The sequence below is a fragment of the Clostridium sp. JN-1 genome (genome assembly GCF_003718715.1).
Classification (GTDB): domain Bacteria; phylum Bacillota; class Clostridia; order Clostridiales; family Clostridiaceae; genus Clostridium_AV.
The window spans coordinates 1782497-1800752 of the sequence record NZ_CP033465.1 but is presented as its reverse complement, the minus strand read 5'-3'; the positions used below and the strand labels follow the sequence as shown (position 1 = coordinate 1800752).

Genomic DNA, 18256 nt, shown 5'->3' with positions numbered 1-18256 from the left:
TAATCAATATGGAGGAATAAGCAATGTTTAGTAAACTTTTTGATAAACTAAAGAATGGTTTAAGCAAAACTAAAAATAATTTAACTGAGAGAATAACTGATATTTTAAGCGGTGCAATGACCATAGATGAAGAATTATATGAAAACTTGGAGGAAATTTTAATAACTGCTGATATTGGTGTAGAGACTACTATGGAAATAATAGATAGGCTTAAAGAAAAAATAAGAGAAAATAGGATAAAAGATCCATCACTAGTAAGTTCATGTCTTAAAGAAGTTATTGTAGATATAATGGGAAATGAAGTTTCATCCATAGAGCCTGAAAGTGTGCCTGAAGTAATTATGGTAATAGGAGTAAACGGAGTTGGAAAGACAACTTCAATAGGCAAGATGGCTGCAAAACTCAAGAAAAGTGGTCATAAGGTAATAATGGCTGCTGCAGATACTTTTAGAGCTGCAGCAATAGATCAATTAGAAGTTTGGAGTAATAGGGCAGAAGTTGATCTTATAAAACATAAGGAAGGGTCAGATCCTGCAGCTGTGGTTTTTGATGCAATACAAGCAGCTAAAGCAAGAAAAGCTGATGTCCTTATATGTGATACTGCTGGAAGACTTCATAATAAGAAAAATTTAATGGATGAATTAGGTAAAATAAATAGAGTTTTAGATAGAGAGTTTAAGGAAGCTAAAAAACAAGTTTTATTAGTTTTAGATGCTACTACAGGTCAAAATGCTGTAAACCAAGCAAAACAATTTCAAGAAGTGTGTCCTATAGATGGTATAATACTCACCAAGTTAGATGGGACAGCTAAAGGCGGCATTGTTATATCTATAAAGAATACTTTAAATATTCCCGTTAAACTTATAGGAGTTGGAGAAGGTATAGATGACCTTCAGGAATTTAATGCTGAGGAGTTTGCAGAAGCACTTTTCTAAAAATAAATTTACCTGTTAAGTAAAATTACTTGACACATGTAAAAATGTTTGTTATTATATAATTCGTCAGTAAAGGAGAGAAAATGCAATTAAGTATATTGCAGATGCCTAATGGAAGAGAGAGTAAAGATATCTATATTGTTAGATATTTATGAAAAACTTTTAACAGAAAAACAAAAAAGTATAATGGATTTATATTATAATGATGATTTATCATTATCAGAAATTTCGGAGCTAACAAATACTAGCAGACAGGCAGTTTATGATATAATAAAAAGATGTAATAAACTTTTGATTGGATACGAAAATAAAATTGGTCTTATGGATAAAACATTGAGACTTATGAATACTAAAAAGTTTTTACTAAGTGAAATAGATAAAATTAAATGCTTAGATGAAGAGAGTCAGGCAATATTAAAAAATATAAAACAATCTATAATAGATAATTTTTAGGAGGAAAATGGCATGGCTTTTGAGGGATTAACTTCTAAACTTCAAGATACCTTAAAAAAGCTTAGAGGAAAAGGTAAACTTTCAGAAAAAGATATAAAAGATGCTATGCGAGAAGTAAAACTTGCACTTTTAGAAGCGGATGTCAATTATAAAGTAGTAAAGGACTTTATTAAGAAGGTAAGTGAAAAGAGCTTAGGTGAAGAAGTACTTAAAAGTTTGACTCCAGCACAGCAAGTTATAAAGATAGTTAATGATGAACTTAAAGATTTAATGGGAAATACACAAAGTGATATTAAATATAATTCAAGTGGAATTACTATTATAATGTTAGTTGGTCTTCAAGGAGCAGGTAAAACTACTATGTGTGGTAAGTTGGCACTTCAACTTAGAAAGAGCAACAAAAGACCACTTTTAGCTGCTTGTGATATATATAGACCTGCAGCTATAAAACAACTTCAAGTAGTTGGTAAACAAATAGATATACCTGTTTTTTCTATGGGTGATAAAGTTACACCAGTAGATATATCAAAAGGTGCTTTGGAGTATGCAAAAAATAACAACTTAAATGTTGTTATAATAGATACTGCTGGAAGGCTCCATATAGATGAAGATTTAATGAATGAATTAAAAGATGTAAAGCAAAACGTGAATCCAGATGAGATACTCTTAGTAGTTGATTCTATGACAGGTCAAGATGCAGTAAATGTTGCAGGTAGTTTTAATGAACAACTTGACATAAGTGGAGTTATACTTACAAAACTTGATGGTGATACAAGAGGTGGAGCGGCATTATCAATAAAAGCCATGACACAAAAGCCAATTAAGTTTATAGGTACTGGTGAAAAGATGAATGATTTTGAAGTATTCCATCCTGATAGAATGGCTTCAAGGATACTTGGAATGGGAGATGTCTTATCTTTTATTGAAAAAGCAAAACAGTCAATAGATGAAGAAGAAGCTAAAAAATTAGGGACTAGACTAATGAGTCAAGAGTTTAATCTTGAAGACTTTTTAAGTTCTATGCACCAAATGAAAAAACTTGGCCCTTTAAATAAGTTGATGGAAATGATGCCAGGAGCTGCATCAAAGGAACTTAAAGGTGTAGATTTAAGCAGTCAAGAAAAAGAATTGGCTAGAATGGAAGCTATAATAAATTCCATGACAATAAAGGAAAGAAGAAACCCTTCGATTATAAGTGCTTCTATGTCAAGAAAAAAGAGGATAGCAAAAGGATCAGGTACTACAGTTCAAAATGTAAATAAGGTATTAAAAGATTTTGAAAACATGAAGAAGATGATGAAGCAAATGAAGGGTATGAAAAAGTCGTTTAACAAAAAAAGTTTATTTGGTAATAAGCTGCCTTTTTAAGGTTTAAAAATATAAGCTTGTTATATAAATTATATAATTAGGAAGTCATAATCAAGATATTTAATTGCTTATGATGTTTATTGCAAGGAGGTGATATAAGTGGCAGTAAAAATAAGATTAAAAAGAATGGGTGCAAAAAAAGCTCCATTTTATAGAATTGTTGTAGCAGATTCAAGATCTCCAAGAGACGGTAGATTTATTGAAGAAATAGGTTACTATAATCCAACAACTGAACCAGCTACTATAAAGTATGATGAAGAAAAAGCTGTTAAATGGGTAGAAAATGGTGCTCAACCAACAGAAGTTGTTAAAAAGCTTTTCGTAAAAACTGGATTAAGCGAAAAACTTGCAAAATAGTTACTGGGGGTGTAATAAATGAAGGAATTAGTTGAAATTATAGCTAAATCATTAGTTGATAACCCAGATATGGTTCAAGTTAATGAAATTGCTGGAGAACAATCAATTATTCTTGAATTGAAAGTTGCTCCAGACGATATGGGAAAAGTAATAGGAAAACAGGGAAGAATAGCAAAAGCTATAAGAACTGTTGTGAAGGCAGCAGCTATAAAAGAAAATAAAAGAGTTGTTGTTGAGATAATATAAGAGTTAGGTACACCTAACTCTTTTGTTTAATTAAATTTTAAAGTTAGGAGGGGTACACTTATGAAAAAATTCTTAGCTATTGGGCAGATAATAAATACCCATGGAATTAATGGTGAAGTAAAAGTATATCCTTTAACAGATGACATAAAGAGATTTAAAAATTTAAAGAAAGTATATATAGATGGAGAAGAAAATAAAGTTGTCTCATGCAAAGTTCAACCTAAGGTAGTTATCCTAAAGATTGAAGGTATAGATAGTATTGATGAAGCTATTAAATATAAGCAAAAGTATATTGAAGTTCCAAGAGAAGATGCTGTAAAGCTTCAGGAAGGAAGCTATTTTATTGCAGATATAATAGGCTGTGATGTTATAGATGAAAATGGTATTGAATATGGTAAAGTAGCTGATGTTATACAAACTAAAAATAATGATGTATATTGGATAAAGGAAGGAAAGGAACTTTTGATTCCAGCTTTAAAAAATATTGTGGTTAATATTGATGTAGAAAATAAGAAAATAACAATAAAGCCCGCGGACACATGGCAGTGAAGATAGACATTTTGACGTTGTTTCCTGAGATGTTTGAAGTATTTAACCACAGTATAATTGGGAGAGCAATAAAAAACAATATTATAGATATAAATACATTTGATATTAGGGATTATACTTTAGATAAGCACAGAAAAGTTGATGATTATCCATATGGTGGCGGTGCTGGTATGATAATGGCAGCACAGCCAATAGTAGATTCTATAAAGTCTGTAAAATTAAATAACAATGGAAAAGTTATATTTTTAGGACCAAGAGGAAAAACTTTTAACCAAGAAATGGCAAAAGAGCTTTCTAAAGAAAAAGAACTTATATTTTTATGTGGGCACTATGAAGGAATAGATGAAAGAGCATATAAGTACATAGATATGGAAATATCACTAGGTGATTTTGTATTAACTGGCGGGGAAATGGCATGTATACCAGTAGTTGATAGTATATGCAGGATGATTCCTGGAGTATTATCTAATAGTGAAAGTTGTATTGATGAATCCTTTTACAGCGGATTATTAGAATATCCACAGTATACGAGGCCTGAAAATTTTAGAGAAGAAAAAGTACCTCAAGTATTAATATCAGGACATCATGAAAACATAAGGAAATGGAAAAAGGCTCAATCATTGAATATAACTAGGATTAAAAGACCTGATTTGTTTAAAAAATTCAAACTTACAGAAGAAGATAAAAAACTTATAGAAGATATTAAGTTTACCGAAAATGATGAGGTTTGAAAAGCTGCAAGTTAAATATATTTTAATGCAATATTGAAAAGTGTAAAATTATATGATAAAATAAAGTTTGTGCTACACAGGCGCTCCTCTGTCTGCTTATAGATTAGCTGGATATGAACGTCGAATAATTATTAGGAGGTAAGGCACGATGTTAGAAGTAATAAAACAAATAGAAGCAGAACAAATAAGAAATGATCTACCACAATTTAATGTAGGAGATACTGTAAAAGTTCATGTAAGAATCAAAGAAGGAAACAGAGAAAGAATTCAAGTATTCGAAGGAATAGTATTGAAGAGACAAAATGGCGGCTTAAGAGAAACTTTCACTGTAAGAAGAGTTGCTTATGGTGTTGGAGTAGAGAGAACTTTTCCTGTTAATGCACCTATAATTGAAAAATTAGAAGTAGTAAGAAGAGGTAAAGTAAGAAGAGCTAGATTATTCTACTTAAGAAACAGAGTTGGTAAGGCAGCAAAAGTAAAGGAAATACTATAATAAAAACGGGGCTTTTAAAGTCCCGTTTTGTATATTAAGGTGGTGTTAAATTTTGATGAAGGAATTGTTAGAACTTGGTAAATCTATAGTTATAGCTATAATAGCAGCATTTTTAATAATAACCTTTGTATTTGAAACAGTAAGTGTAGACGGTCATTCTATGGATCCAACTCTGAACAATAAAGATAGACTTATAGTTGAAAAAGTAAGTTACTATTTTAGAGCTCCTAAACCAGGAGATATAGTTGTCATTAAATATCCTGCTAATCCAAAAGAAAAATTTATAAAAAGAGTTGTAGGTGTTGGTGGGGATAGAATTAAAATTCAAAATAATACGTTATATGTAAATGATGTACCAAAAGATGAGCCATACATACTTGAACATACAATGACTGATTTTGACGAAGTGACAGTACCTAAAAATACAGTTTTTGTTATGGGTGATAATAGAAATAACAGCAGGGATAGTAGATATCCTGATGTAGGTTTTGTTGATTATAAAATGGTAGTTGGAAGAGCTGCAATAAGAATATACCCGTTTAGTAGATTTGGCAGCTTAAAGTAATTAGAAAGGACGGGTTAATATGGTTATAAATTGGTTTCCAGGACATATGGCAAAAACTAAAAGAGAACTTAAAGAAAGTTTAAAGTTAGTAGATGCTGTAATAGAAATAAGGGATGCTAGAATAGTAAGGTCAAGTGAAAATCCTGATATAAATGAAATATGCGGAAGTAAACCAAGAATAATATTATTGAATAAAAGTGACTTAAGCGAAGCTTCAGTTACAAAAGATTGGATCAAATACTTATCAAGTAATAATGTAAAGACTATAAGTGTCAATTGTAATACAGGCGAAGGTTTAAAGTCGATTAAGCCGCTGTTAAATGAACTCTTAAAGGATAAACATGCTAGGCTTAAACAAAGAGGAATTGCTAAAATAGTAGATAGAGTAATGGTTGTTGGAATACCAAATGTGGGAAAATCGTCATTTATAAATAGAGCAGCTAAAAGCAGCAATGCTAAAACGGGAAATAAGCCGGGTGTTACTAGAAGTAAACAGTGGATAAAGACAAAAATTGGGATGGAGCTCATGGATACTCCAGGAATTTTATGGCCTAAGTTAGAAAAACATGAAACTCAGTTAAATTTGGCATTTACAGGGGCTATAAAAGATGAAATTCTTGATACGGAGGAATTGGCACTAAAGTTAGTAGAAAAGCTTCAAAATGATTACCCTGATAAATTGATTAGTAGATACAAATTAAATGAATTAAACGAAGAACCACTAAAAAATATGGAAAAAATAGCTTTAAAGAGAGGTGCAGTGGTTTCTGGTGGTAGAATAGACTATACTAGAGTTTCAACAATCCTTTTGGATGAATTTAGAAGCGGAAAGTTAGGCAAAATATCCCTTGAAAGACCTTGAATTAATTTAAAGAATGGAGTTTATTTTTATGGATGAAAGTGACATTAAGATTACTCATTTTGAACAGATAGAAGTAAAGCTGTTTCAAGATTCATCTAACTTAAATTTTAAAAATATTAAAGATTATGTAGACTTTTTAAAAGATCAATACTTTGATACTAAAAAAGAAAAGTTCTTCAAAATAATAGAGACATTAGACAGTGACTCACGAAAAAATGTTAAAAACTTATCTACAAGCTTAAATAAGTTTGTGGTTAAGAAAGAAAAAGAAATAAATAGAGTTAAAGGTATGTATGAATTTGATAAAAAGTTTAGCAGATGTCTCTTTATAGCAGGTACAGATGAAGTTGGAAGGGGGCCTCTTGCAGGTCCAATAGTAGCTGCTGCTGTAACTTTAAATTTAAATTATAAAAGTGATAAGGATTTGATTTTGGGGATAAAAGATTCCAAAAAGTTATCGCCTGTAAGTAGGGAAAGACTAGATAAAGTTATTAAATCAAAGGCATTAGATTTTAACATAGCCTTAATTAATAATATGAAAATAGATGAGAGAGGCATATCATGGTGTAATAATGAAGTACTCAAGAAGTCTGTAAATGGTTTAAAAATACAGCCTGATTTAGTACTTTCAGATGGGTATGCTGTTAAAAACTTAAATTTAGATAATGAATTTATAATAAAGGGAGATGCCAAGAGTGCTAGTATAGCTTGTGCATCCATAATAGCAAAGGTTTATAGAGATAAATTAATGAAAGAGTATTCAAAGGAATATCCTAACTATGGATTTGAAAATAATGCAGGTTATGGCACTCAAGAACATATAGAATCCATTAAGAAATATGGTGTCTGCAAAATACATAGAATGTGTTTCCTAAAAAATATAATATAAAAGTTAGAAACTGCGTCCCCTGATGCAGTTTTTATTATTCTTAATTTATATTTGAAAGGCATCTTTAATAAGTTTTATGGAAGGTGTGTTTGTATAATTTGTAAGTATTACCTCAATTACATCAAATCTGAAATTAAATTTAAAAAGTTTTTTCTTCATTATATATATTTCAGCTGTCTTATATATTTTACGCTGTTTAGAATAAGTTACAGATTCACATGGGTTACCAAATAGTGAACCATATCTTGTTTTGACCTCAATGAAACATATATAGTTTCCATCCCTTCCAATTATATCTATCTCCCCTACTTTACATCTAAAATTTCTTTGGAGTATAGTATAGCCCATTTGTTTTAAATAGTTTTCAGCAATATCTTCGCCCATGGAACCGATATCATTGTTAAAAGACTGCATACATCTCTTCCCTTCAATAATATATTGTTTTGTTATTATAGATATCGTTAAAATAGTCAGCGACTTTATATGTAATGATTTTAGCATTAATGTTATCGATTGTAAATCAAATTTTTATACACTGGTAAAAATGTTTTATAAATGTTTTGAATATATAATTTTTTATTTGTCAATACTTAAGCAGAGGTGATGTTATGGCAGTTAAAATTGTAACTGCTACATTTAGCGGTATAGATGGAGTGATAGTTACTGTTGAAGTTGACATAGAAAGAGGACTTCCATGTTTTAATATTGTAGGTCTTGCAGATGCTTCAGTAAGAGAATCCAAGGAGAGGGTTAGGGCAGCAATAGTAAACTCTGGATTCGACTTTCCAGTTGGAAGAATAATAGTAAATTTAGCACCTGCTGATATTAGAAAGGAGGGCTCACATTTTGATTTGCCAATAGCAATAGGAATACTCACTGCAACTAAGCAAATTGTTTTTAATGATGCAGAAAAGTTTTTAATAATGGGCGAACTTTCACTTTCTGGAGATTTGAACGGGGTAAAGGGAGTTTTGCCAATTGCCATAGAAGCAGTAAAAAATGATATATGCAATTTTTTAATACCTACTCAAAATGTAAAGGAGTGTTCAGCTGTAAGAGGAAGTAATGTATATTGTTTTGACAATTTAAAACAGGCAGCAGCATATATAATATATAGAGATTTGGTTCCATATGAATACAAGGAAGATAATGTAGAATTTTCTTCAAAATTGGATTTTGAAGATGTGATAGGTCAGGAAAGCTGCAAAAGAGCAGTTGAAGTAGCTGCCGCTGGTAATCATAATATGCTTATGATTGGTCCTCCAGGTTCAGGTAAGACGATGATCGCAGAGAGAATACCTTCTATATTGCCTGAACTTACTTATGAAGAGGCACTGGAAGTAACTAAAATTTATAGTGTATTAGGTAAGCTAAATTGCAGTAAAGGACTTATAAAAAATAGACCGTTTAGAAGTCCCCACCATAATACAACAGCTACTGCACTAATAGGTGGAGGTAATCTCATGCCTGGAGAAGTATCGCTTTCCCATAATGGGGTTTTGTTTTTAGATGAAGTCTTGGAATTTAAAAGCCAAGTTCTAGAAGCACTAAGACAGCCATTAGAAAATAAGGTAGTTAGAATATGCAGACTTTTAGGTAATGTTGAATATCCTGCTAATTTTATGGCGGTATTTTCTACTAATCCATGTCCCTGCGGTTTTTATGCTTCAGCAAAACCATGTACCTGCAGTGATTATGAAAGAAAAAGATATATAAGTAAATTATCTGGTCCAATAATGGATAGAATAGATTTATTTACTTTTGTAAATTCACTTTCATACAATGACATTCAATATAAAACCAAAAGTGAAAGTTCGTCTAGTATTAGAAAGAGAGTTGAAAAAGCAAGAAGAATTCAAAAAGATAGATTTAAAAATTATAATATATATTGTAATTCTGAGATGAATGCAAAACTCATAAAAAGGTATTGTAAACTTAATAAAGAGTGTAAAAGTATTATGTCTAATATATATAGTAAGTTTAAATTGAGTACAAGAGCTTACAGCAGAATATTAAAAGTTTCTAGAACTATAGCTGACTTAGATAATTCTAAGTATATAGAGAAAAAACATTTAATAGAAGCTCTGCAGTACAGAAAGTTTTTGAATGAAGAAATTATATGAGTAAAAAACTCCCTATGAAAACTAGAGAGTCTTTTATGCAAAATTTTATAAATCACAGTAGGTTTGTTTAAGAAGTAATGCATCATTTTCAAGTATAGGACTTTCGCATATTATGCATCCTTTTACATCAAACTTCTTAAGTGCACGTAAACATTCTATATAATTAAAGTCACTTTCCTTAAATGGTAAGTGATTTTGTTCACCTTTATTACTGTATTTTATTCCAGACATATGTATGTGCATATCTTTTAATGCATTTTCACCTAAGTTTGATTTTATATATTGCAGTATTTTAGCAAAGTCATCATAACTTTTAAGTGAACCATTATATCTTGCATGTATATGTGAAAAATCTACGCATAATTTGCATGAAGGTACTTCTTTACAGAGTGAAACTAATTCCTTTAAGCTTCCAAATTGGGATGCCTTACCTGTAGTTTCAAGTCTATAGTCAACACTATCATGTGGAAGTTTGAGTAAGTTATTTTTTATTGTAGTATAAGTTTCCTCTTTAGAATCTTTTAGGTAAAAACCAGGATGAAATACAAGACTTCTTCCATTTACCTTTGATAAACCTTCTGCACATTTTATAATCCTTTCAAGAGATTTACTTTGTTTTTCATCTTCATCTGCATTTAAGTTTACATAATAAGAACCATGAGCTGAAAGATAAAAATTGTGTTTTATTTTAGCTTCCAATATGTCTTTTTTATTTTTTTCTGTAACATTTACAGAACGGACAAATGGAAGTTCCATTGCATCAAGATTTAAGGATTTCAGATATGCTATTCCAGATGAGTAATTGAATTTTTGAGCTTCACCACCAGCTGGAAGTCCTGAAATACCAAATAATAATTTATCCATAATGTTATATTATATCCTTTCTTAAATATTGAGCATATAATAAATTTATCTGCCCAAATAATAATATAACATAAATAATTATAAACTTGTATATAAAATTTGATTTATTAAGTTAATTAAAGGGGAAATATTAATGAGTATATATAATTTATGGTTTAGTTCAATAAGGCTTACAAGTAAATCAAAGATAAGGTTATTAAAAAGTTTTAAAAGCATTTATGATATATGGAATTATGTATTTTATGATCACGAAAATATACTTATAGATGAGAAAACTAAAATTCATATGAAAAAGTTCTGGAGTAAATCAAAGCTTGAAGATATATGCGAAAAATGTTCTATTCAAGGCATAAAAAGTATAAGCTTTTATGATAAAGACTATCCAATTAAATTAAAAAATATAAGCGACTATCCAGCTGTTTTATTTTATAAAGGTAATATAGGAAGGCTTAATCAAAATTTAAACGTTGCTGTTGTTGGATCGAGAAATTATACGTTATATGGAAAAAATTCTACAGAACTTATAAGCAGAGAACTTTCAAAAAATGGTATAAGTATAATTAGTGGAATGGCTAGGGGGATAGATACTTTTGCGCATAGTGGAAGTTTAATGGAAAATGGATTTACATGTGCAGTATTGGGATGTGGAATCGATGTAGTTTATCCAAAACAAAACAAAAAGTTGTATGATTTAATTTCAGAAAAAGGCTGTGTAATATCAGAATTTATACCTGGAACTAAGCCGTTTTCTTATAACTTTCCAGTTAGAAATAGAATAATAAGCGGTTTAAGTGATTTAATAATTGTTGTTGAAGCTGGGGAAAAGAGTGGATCGCTTATAACTGCAGGTCTGGCTCTGGATCAAGGAAGAGATGTAATGAGCGTTCCGGGTTCTATTTTTAAAGAACAAAGTAAGGGAACAAACAAGTTAATAAGAGAAGGTGCATATGTCTTTACGGATTTTAAAGATATATTTGAAGTTTTAGGTGTAGAGTACAATAATAAGGTTAAATGTAAAAAAAGTTCAGATATTCTTACCAAAGTGGAAGGCAGAATATATAATGTATTAAGCGATGAACCAATGCACATAGATGATATATTTCGCAGAACTAATGTTGACATAAAACAATTATATGAGGTATTATTTGAATTGCAACTTAGGAATCAAGTAATATGTATTTCAGGAAACTACTTTGCAAAAGTAGAAAAAACATTATAAAAGAATTAATCTATGTTGCAAAGGTATATTTATTTACATATAGTGAATAGTATTTATTAAAATAAAAGAATATTTATTAACTAAAAGTTTTAAAACGAGGGGGTGTGAAACTCTAGTTATAAAATATTGACTAGAGCTTAAAATGGGACAGAAGTTAATTATAGTTGAATCACCAGCAAAAGCTAAAACTATAGGAAAATATTTAGGCAAAAATTATACAGTTCAAGCATCTATGGGACATGTAAGAGATCTTCCAAAAAGCCAATTGGGAGTTGATATAGATAATGAGTACAATCCTAAGTATATAACAATAAGGGGAAAGGGAGAATTATTAGATAAGATTAGAAAAGAAGCTAAAAAGAGTGACAAAATATATCTTGCAACCGACCCTGATAGAGAAGGTGAAGCTATTTCATGGCATTTAGCACATGTACTTAAGTTGAATGAAGATCAAAATTGTAGAATTGAATTTCACGAAATTACAAAAGATGCTGTTAAAAATGCCATAAAAAATCCTAGAAAAATCGACTTGGATTTAGTCAATGCACAGCAGGCAAGAAGAGTACTTGATAGGCTAGTAGGATATAAAATAAGTCCAATACTATGGAATAAAGTAAGATGGGGACTTAGTGCAGGTAGGGTTCAATCTGTAGCTTTAAAAATGATATGTGATAGAGAAAAAGAAATTAAAGCTTTTGTACCTAAAGAATACTGGACAATAGAATGTCAACTGCATAAAGAAAAATTAAAAAAGTCATTTAAAGTTAAATTGACTACGCTTAATAAAAAGAAAGTTGAGATAGGAAGTAAAGAAGAAGCAGATGCTATAATTTCAAATTTGGAGAACGGTGAATTTATAGTAAAGTCAATAAAAAAATCTACTAAAACTAAAAATCCTCTTCCACCATTTACAACAAGTACGCTGCAGCAGGATGCATACAAAAAATTAAACTTTTCAACTAAGAGAACTATGTCTGTTGCACAACAGTTATATGAAGGCATGGATGTTAAAGGTTATGGTACGGTTGGACTTATAACCTATATGAGAACAGATTCTGTGAGAATAGCTTTGGAGGCTCAAAAGGCATGTAAGGATTTTGTTGAAAATAAATTTGGTAAAGAATATGCTTTGGACAAATTTAGAAACTTCAAGGGCAAAAAGAATATACAAGATGCACATGAAGCCGTAAGACCAACTAACGTTCAAATTACTCCTGAAATAGCTAAGGAAAACTTGAAGCCGGAGCAATATAAATTATATACATTAATATGGAATAGGTTTGTTGCAAGCCAGATGGCATCTTGCATAGTGAATGTTATATCTGTAGGCATATATAATGGAAAATACGGACTTAAAGCAAATGCTTCAAACATAGAATTTGATGGTTTTATGAGAGTATATGATTATGCTACTGATGATGAGAAGGACAACACAAACTTTCCAATTTTAGAAGAAGGCGAAAAATTAATTAAAAAAACCATAGAAGGTAAACAACATTTTACACAACCACCAGCAAGGTATTCTGAAGCTAGTCTTGTAAAAACACTAGAGGAAAATGGAATAGGCAGACCAAGTACATATGCTCCAATAATATCTACACTTTTAGCGAGAAAGTATGTGGAAAGATCCAAAAAGACATTGGAACCTACTGAATTAGGTGATATAGTAAATAATATAGTAAGTGAGCACTTTAAACAGATAGTAGATATAGAATTTACTGCAGAAATGGAAAAAAAGCTCGACTATGTTGAAGAAGGCAAAGAAAGCTGGAGAAAAGTTGTTGATGAATTTTATTCTCCTTTAAAAAAAGCTATTGATGCTGCTGAAAAGGAAATTGCAAAAGTTACAATAGAAGATAAAGTTACAGATGTAAAATGTGAAAAGTGCGGTAGAAACATGGTTATAAAACACGGAAGATTTGGAGAATTTCTTGCATGCCCAGGTTATCCTGAATGTAAGAATACAAAACCTATAGTTCAAGAATTAGATGTAAAGTGTCCTAAATGTGGAGGAAAGGTTTTAGTTAAAAAGAGTAAAAAAGGCAGAAAGTTTTATGGATGCAGCAATTACCCTGAATGTGATTTCGTGAGTTGGTTTGAACCAACCTCAAATAAATGTTCATTATGTGGAAGTTATATGGTTAAAAAATACAGTAAAGCTAAAGGAAACTATTTACAATGTTCTAATAATGAGTGTAAAAATATCGAACTACTAGAGGAAAAAAAGTAAAGTTAGTACATTACTTAAAAACAAAATGTCGAATCATACAAAAATGATGTTGAAATGTAATAGCCATTATGTTATGATATTTATTGTGTAAGAAACAATTCAAAATATTTAAAAAAGTCTAAATTATTTACGCAATGCTTTTGTCGCATATAAAATAAAAAAATATTTTTTATTTTGATGATTGTAGTTATATAAACAAAGATTGTAAATAACGAATAGTTTAGTTATATTGTAAAGTTATTAAGGAGGAGTAGTAATGAAGTCTTTATTGGATAAAACAAGGATGTTAAATAAGATATTACAGAAGTCAGGGACTGAGCCAGTTGTTTTTAATGATATATGTAATTTACTAAGTGATGTACTAAACTGTAATATTTATATTATAAGTAGAAAGGGAAAAGTACTTGGTTATAATTTTTCAACAGGATTCGAATGCGATGTAGTAAAAGATAGAGTTATAAGCGGAATGAGATTTCCAGAAAAATATAATAATAAATTATTAACAGTTAATGAAACATTATCTAACTTGTCTAATAATGGGATATGTGTATTTCAAGAAAACAATTCTTGCGTTATAGAAAACAAGTTAACAACAATTGTGCCTATAAATGGAAATAGAGAAAGATTGGGAACACTTCTACTTGCAAGGTTTGATGAAAAATTTACAGATGAAGACTTAGTATTGAGTGAATATAGTGCTACAATTATAGGACTTGAAATACTAAGGGCTAAACAAGATGTAATAGAAGAAGATGCTAGAAAAAAAGCTGTAGTTCAACTTGCGATAGGAACGCTGTCTTATTCTGAATTAGAAGCAGTTGAGCACATTTTTGATGAACTAGATGGTAATGAAGGTTTGCTTGTTGCCTCAAAGATAGCAGATAAAGTTGGAATTACAAGATCTGTTATAGTAAATGCACTTAGAAAGTTTGAAAGTGCTGGAGTTATTGAGTCAAGATCTTTGGGAATGAAGGGAACTCATATAAGAATATTAAATGACAAGCTATTGGATGAATTAAAAAAGATAAAATAGTAAATAATCATTAATGTGAGGGTTAGGTTAATAAAAATTTTAATCTAACCTTTAATTTATATAATTTGTATATAGGAAATTTTAAATTTATAGTTGAATAGCAGTAATGCTTGTGATATACTACTAAAGGTGAGAAATACACACATTGTCTAATTTATGAAATGGTTCCTTTGATTTTAAGGTGTTTTATAAATATGATGGCAGTGGAGGAAAAAACCTAGGAGGTAAAATTATGTCAGTTATTTCAATGAAACAATTATTAGAAGCAGGTGTTCATTTTGGACATCAAACAAGAAGATGGAATCCTAAAATGGCTCCATACATATTTACAGAAAGAAATGGAATTTACATTATAGACTTACAAAAAACAGTAAAAAAAGTAGAAGAAGCTTATGAATTTATAAAGAGCGTTTCTGAACAAGGAAAAGACATATTATTTGTAGGTACTAAGAAACAAGCACAAGAAGCTATCAGAGAAGAAGCATTAAGAAGTGGAATGCATTATGTTAATAATAGATGGCTTGGTGGAATGATAACTAACTTTGTTACTATAAAAGGCAGAATTAAGAAGTTAGAAGAGCTTGAAAAGATGGAAGAGGATGGAACATTTGAGGTTCTTCCAAAGAAAGAAGTTATAAAACTTAAAAATGAACAAGAAAAATTACAGAAAAATTTAGGCGGAATTAAGAAAATGGATGCTAATAATATAGGAGCACTTTTTGTAGTAGATCCAAGAAAAGAAAAAAATGCTATATCAGAAGCTAAAATTTCAGGAATACCAGTAGTAGCTATTGTTGATACAAATTGTGATCCAGATGAAGTTGATTATGTAATCCCAGGAAATGATGATGCAATAAGAGCTGTAAAATTAATAACATCAAAGATTGCAGATGCAGTAGTAGAGGGAAGACAGGGAGAAGAATTAGCAGAATAGTCTGTTGAGGTAAATGAAGTATTTTTTTCATTTACCTTTTGAATTGACTTTAATTTATAGGATTATAGGAGGAATATAACATGATAACTGCACAAATGGTTAAAGAACTAAGAGAAAGAACCGGCGCAGGAATGATGAACTGCAAAAAGGCATTAAATGAAGCCAATGGTGATATAGAAAAAGCTGTTGAAATATTAAGAGAAAACGGATTAGCAGCTGCAGCTAAAAAAGCTGGAAGAGTAGCATCTGAAGGTTTAGTAAAAGCTTATGTATCAGATGATTTTAAAAATGCAGCAATAGTAGAAGTTAACTGTGAAACTGATTTCGTTTCAGTAAATCAAGATTTTACAAACTTTGTTGATGTTATTTCAAAAAAAGCAGCTTCCACAAGTGCAAAGACTGTAGAAGAATTTGTTGAAGAAAAATATGATGAGAACACTACAATAAAGGATTCTCTAACTGCTTTAATTGCAAAACTTGGAGAAAACATGAATGTAAGAAGATTTAAATCATTTTCAGTACAAAATGGAGTAATTCAAAGCTATGTTCATGGCGGTGGAAGAATAGGTGTTCTCGTTAAACTTGAATGTGAAAAACAAAGTGATTCATTAAAAGAAATTGCAAAAGATGTAGCTATGCAAGTTGCTGCAACTAATCCATTATTTTTAGATAGGGATTCAGTAGATAAAGACGTATTGGAAAAGGAAAAAGAGATATACAAAGTTCAAGCTTTAAATGAAGGAAAACCTGAAAAAATCATTGAAAAAATGGTAATGGGAAGAATTCAAAAGTATTACAAGGAAAACTGCTTAGTTGATCAGGTTTGGGTAAAGGATTCAGATTTCACTATTAAAAAGTATCTTGAAGCAAAATCAAAAGAAGTTGGAGCACCAATAAAAGTAACTGATTTTGTAAGATTTGAAAAAGGTGAAGGAATAGAGAAAAAAGAAGAAAACTTTGCTGAAGAAGTTCAAAAACAAATGCAGGGTAAATAAGAAATTGAAAATAGAGAACACTGTGTGTTCTCTTTTTTTAAAGAATAAAATAAATTATATGTAATTTATTACAAATCGGAGGTATAATATATGTGTAAACCTAAATATAAAAGAGTGATGTTGAAACTTTCAGGAGAAGCTTTGTCAGGAGAAAAAGGATTTGGAATAGACTTTGATATTAGTAATAAAATAGCTGAAGAGATAAAGGCTCTTGTAGATATGGGAATTGAAGTTGGTGCTGTTGTAGGCGGCGGAAATATCTGGAGAGGAAGAAACGGAAAAGAAATGGATAGAACTACTGCTGATTATATGGGTATGCTTGCAACTTGTATAAATGCATTAGCACTTCAGGATTCTCTTGAAAAAGTTGGAGTTAACACTAGGGTTCAAACTGCAATAGAAATGAGAGAAATAGCAGAACCATTTATAAGAAGAAGAGCAATGAGACATCTTGAAAAATCTAGAGTAGTTATATTTGCAGCAGGTACAGGAAATCCTTATTTTTCAACTGATACTACTGCAGCATTAAGAGCTGCTGAAATAGAAGCAGATGTTATACTCCTTGCAAAAAAGGTAGATGGAGTTTATGATAAAGATCCACATAAATACAAAGATGCTAAAAAGTTTAGTAAGTTAAGTTACATAGAAGTTTTGGATAAGGGTCTTCAAGTTATGGATTCTACAGCAACTTCATTGTGTATGGATAATGATATACCAATTTTAGTATTTGGACTAGATAAACCAGAGAACATAATAAAAGCTGTAAGTGGAGAAGACATTGGTACAATTATTTCTAAATAATAGATAAAAGGGAGGTATTTTTATGATTAAAGATATTTTAAATGCGGCAAATGACAAAATGCTTAAAACTACTGCAGTTTTGAAAAAAGAGTTAGCGTCATTAAAGGCAGGTAGAGCTAATCCTGCGATATTAGACAAAATAGAAGTTGAATATTATGGTACTGCAACACCTATATCACAATTAGCTAATATATCAGTTCCTGAACCTAGAATTCTTGCCATACAACCCTGGGATAAAAACTCCATGAAGGATATAGAAAAAGCTATTTTGAAGTCAGATTTAGGTATAAACCCTAATAATGATGGTGAAATGATAAGACTTATTATACCTGAACTCACAGAAGAAACTAGAAAAGCACTAGTTAAAAACGTAAAAAAAGACGGAGACGAATGTAAAGTTGCTATAAGAAGCATAAGAAGAGATTGTAATGATAAGCTAAAGGCACTTAAAAAGCAAAATGATATTTCTGAAGATGAAATAAAAAAAGGTGAAGATGAAATACAGAAGAAAACAGATGTGTTTATTAAAGAAATTGATAAGTTAGTTGAGGGTAAAGAAAAAGAAATTATGTCCATATAATTATAATAACAAAAGCCTGCGTTTTCGCA

The 18256-nt window shown here is 30.4% G+C and carries 21 protein-coding genes; 19 read left to right on the top strand and 2 right to left on the bottom strand.

The annotated features are described in order from the left end of the window. Positions 1-23 precede the first annotated feature (23 nt). The 11 genes from ftsY to EBB51_RS08430 all read left to right on the top strand — a co-directional run bounded on the left by ftsY (position 24) and on the right by EBB51_RS08430 (position 7448). Positions 24-935, top strand: coding sequence for a signal recognition particle-docking protein FtsY (ftsY, locus tag EBB51_RS08480; RefSeq protein WP_123054075.1), 912 nt, complete (start codon positions 24-26; stop codon positions 933-935). Between the two features lie 111 nt (positions 936-1046). Further along, on the top strand, positions 1047-1388 hold the full coding sequence (locus tag EBB51_RS08475) for a putative DNA-binding protein (RefSeq protein ID WP_123054074.1): 342 nt from the start codon (positions 1047-1049) through the stop codon (positions 1386-1388). Positions 1389-1400: 12 nt separating this feature from the next. Next, the gene (ffh, locus tag EBB51_RS08470) at positions 1401-2756 is read left to right on the top strand and encodes a signal recognition particle protein (RefSeq protein WP_123054073.1); all 1356 of its coding nucleotides are present in this window, start codon (positions 1401-1403) and stop codon (positions 2754-2756) included. 99 nt (positions 2757-2855) lie between these two features. Further along, positions 2856-3113 (top strand): 30S ribosomal protein S16, encoded by a 258-nt coding sequence (rpsP, locus tag EBB51_RS08465; RefSeq protein WP_123054072.1) that lies wholly within the window; start codon positions 2856-2858, stop codon positions 3111-3113. 18 nt (positions 3114-3131) lie between these two features. Continuing rightward, positions 3132-3359 carry a KH domain-containing protein gene (locus EBB51_RS08460; protein ID WP_013237955.1) on the top strand — a complete coding sequence of 76 codons (228 nt, stop codon included), beginning with the start codon at positions 3132-3134 and terminating at the stop codon, positions 3357-3359. A 60-nt stretch (positions 3360-3419) separates the two neighbouring features. Next, complete coding sequence (gene rimM / locus EBB51_RS08455) at positions 3420-3908, top strand: ribosome maturation factor RimM (protein WP_123054071.1); 489 nt, start codon at positions 3420-3422, stop codon at positions 3906-3908. Beyond that, positions 3899-4639, top strand: coding sequence for a tRNA (guanosine(37)-N1)-methyltransferase TrmD (gene trmD, locus EBB51_RS08450; protein WP_190285250.1), 741 nt, complete (start codon positions 3899-3901; stop codon positions 4637-4639). Before rimM ends, trmD begins: the two co-directional genes overlap by 10 nt. A gap of 148 nt (positions 4640-4787) precedes the next feature. Next, positions 4788-5132, top strand: coding sequence for a 50S ribosomal protein L19 (gene rplS, locus EBB51_RS08445; RefSeq protein WP_123054070.1), 345 nt, complete (start codon positions 4788-4790; stop codon positions 5130-5132). A gap of 52 nt (positions 5133-5184) precedes the next feature. Then, entirely contained in the window at positions 5185-5697 is a 513-nt protein-coding gene (gene lepB / locus EBB51_RS08440) for a signal peptidase I (protein ID WP_123054069.1), read from the top strand. 19 nt (positions 5698-5716) lie between these two features. Further along, positions 5717-6559, top strand: a complete 843-nt coding sequence (gene ylqF, locus EBB51_RS08435; RefSeq protein ID WP_123054068.1) for a ribosome biogenesis GTPase YlqF — start codon at positions 5717-5719, stop codon at positions 6557-6559. Between the two features lie 28 nt (positions 6560-6587). Then, positions 6588-7448: a ribonuclease HII gene (locus EBB51_RS08430; protein WP_123054067.1), complete on the top strand. Its 861-nt coding sequence runs from the start codon at positions 6588-6590 to the stop codon at positions 7446-7448. A gap of 45 nt (positions 7449-7493) precedes the next feature. On the opposite strand, the gene EBB51_RS08425 is transcribed toward EBB51_RS08430, so the two are convergent. After that, on the bottom strand, positions 7494-7862 hold the full coding sequence (locus EBB51_RS08425; protein WP_123054066.1) for a YraN family protein: 369 nt from the start codon (positions 7860-7862) through the stop codon (positions 7494-7496). A 194-nt stretch (positions 7863-8056) separates the two neighbouring features. Here EBB51_RS08425 and EBB51_RS08420 point away from each other — a divergent pair, with 194 nt between their 5' ends. After that, on the top strand, positions 8057-9571 hold the full coding sequence (locus EBB51_RS08420; protein ID WP_123054065.1) for a YifB family Mg chelatase-like AAA ATPase: 1515 nt from the start codon (positions 8057-8059) through the stop codon (positions 9569-9571). Between the two features lie 45 nt (positions 9572-9616). Here EBB51_RS08420 and EBB51_RS08415 read toward each other — a convergent pair whose 3' ends face one another. Further along, on the bottom strand, positions 9617-10435 hold the full coding sequence (locus EBB51_RS08415; protein WP_123054064.1) for a TIM barrel protein: 819 nt from the start codon (positions 10433-10435) through the stop codon (positions 9617-9619). 133 nt (positions 10436-10568) lie between these two features. Here EBB51_RS08415 and dprA point away from each other — a divergent pair, with 133 nt between their 5' ends. From dprA to frr, 7 genes are all read left to right on the top strand, one after another. Next, on the top strand, positions 10569-11654 hold the full coding sequence (dprA, locus tag EBB51_RS08410; protein WP_123054063.1) for a DNA-processing protein DprA: 1086 nt from the start codon (positions 10569-10571) through the stop codon (positions 11652-11654). Positions 11655-11796: 142 nt separating this feature from the next. Further along, the gene (topA, locus tag EBB51_RS08405; RefSeq protein ID WP_123054062.1) at positions 11797-13884 is read left to right on the top strand and encodes a type I DNA topoisomerase; all 2088 of its coding nucleotides are present in this window, start codon (positions 11797-11799) and stop codon (positions 13882-13884) included. A gap of 256 nt (positions 13885-14140) precedes the next feature. Further along, positions 14141-14917, top strand: coding sequence for a GTP-sensing pleiotropic transcriptional regulator CodY (codY, locus tag EBB51_RS08400; RefSeq protein WP_123054061.1), 777 nt, complete (start codon positions 14141-14143; stop codon positions 14915-14917). A gap of 232 nt (positions 14918-15149) precedes the next feature. Then, positions 15150-15851, top strand: a complete 702-nt coding sequence (rpsB, locus tag EBB51_RS08395; protein WP_123054060.1) for a 30S ribosomal protein S2 — start codon at positions 15150-15152, stop codon at positions 15849-15851. Positions 15852-15931: 80 nt separating this feature from the next. Beyond that, the gene (tsf, locus tag EBB51_RS08390; protein ID WP_123054059.1) at positions 15932-16846 is read left to right on the top strand and encodes a translation elongation factor Ts; all 915 of its coding nucleotides are present in this window, start codon (positions 15932-15934) and stop codon (positions 16844-16846) included. 90 nt (positions 16847-16936) lie between these two features. Further along, positions 16937-17647 (top strand): UMP kinase, encoded by a 711-nt coding sequence (gene pyrH / locus EBB51_RS08385; protein ID WP_123054058.1) that lies wholly within the window; start codon positions 16937-16939, stop codon positions 17645-17647. 22 nt (positions 17648-17669) lie between these two features. Then, positions 17670-18227 carry a ribosome recycling factor gene (frr, locus tag EBB51_RS08380; protein ID WP_123054057.1) on the top strand — a complete coding sequence of 186 codons (558 nt, stop codon included), beginning with the start codon at positions 17670-17672 and terminating at the stop codon, positions 18225-18227. The last annotated feature ends 29 nt before the right edge of the window (positions 18228-18256 follow it).